Here is a 583-nt window from a genome sequence, read left to right as displayed (position 1 = left end):
GTCGACCAGCTTGATTAAGCGGAATTAATTCCCTTGGAACGCATCCTGTCAGGTGTCTGCACCATTGAGCCTCCTGGCCGACCTACCGGCTTGGCCACGATCAATTGCTGCAGATTGCAGAATGCTCTCCGAAAATGACAGTTGGAAGACGCTAGGAACGAAAGGCGTTCTACAACACAAGGTTGTTTTCGGCCARAAGCGGCCATCCCCGTGGTTTGAGGGATGGCCAGAGGAAATTCAGCGCAAAGTGCGCCTATTGGTAAGACGCTCTCTGTTAGTGTGGAAAGTTTTTCCGTCAAACAGACCGAAAGATTTCCAGCCGTATTCCGTGATTTCGCCGTACAGAATACGGACGAGGACAGAGTCGTTACCAAATTCCTCAATAATAGAAACTGTGAAAGTTCCGCCGATCTCGGAATTCACGTCAAAGACATCTCCGCCGACGAACGGCGTGGTCGCGATAACTCGCATAAGTGCTCCAAATGCTCGATGAAGTTCGGGCTTGGCGCACAAGCGAAAGCATGAACTCGCGCTTATGCGCTTAGAGTTCGATCTGCCTCATGATATTCCTCCTGGATAGGAA

Annotated in this window: 1 protein-coding gene; it reads right to left on the bottom strand. The window is 50.5% G+C overall.

Annotated elements, in window-relative coordinates; all coding sequences use genetic code 11:
• Positions 1–237: 237 nt before the first annotated feature.
• Positions 238–471: a hypothetical protein gene (locus tag AC1D35_RS36765; protein ID WP_113335381.1), complete on the bottom strand. Its 234-nt coding sequence runs from the start codon at positions 469–471 to the stop codon at positions 238–240.
• Positions 472–583: the final 112 nt, after the last annotated feature.

The organism is Rhizobium sp. P1_E6 (assembly GCF_056405875.1).
Note: the sequence above shows the minus strand (reverse complement) of the source record. Positions and strands in the feature narration are given on the sequence as shown.

Coding starts and splice junctions, on each gene's coding strand:
- AC1D35_RS36765 (WP_113335381.1), bottom strand. CDS start 471: ATGCGAGTTATCGCGACCACGCCGTTCGTCGGCGGAGATGTCTTTGAC.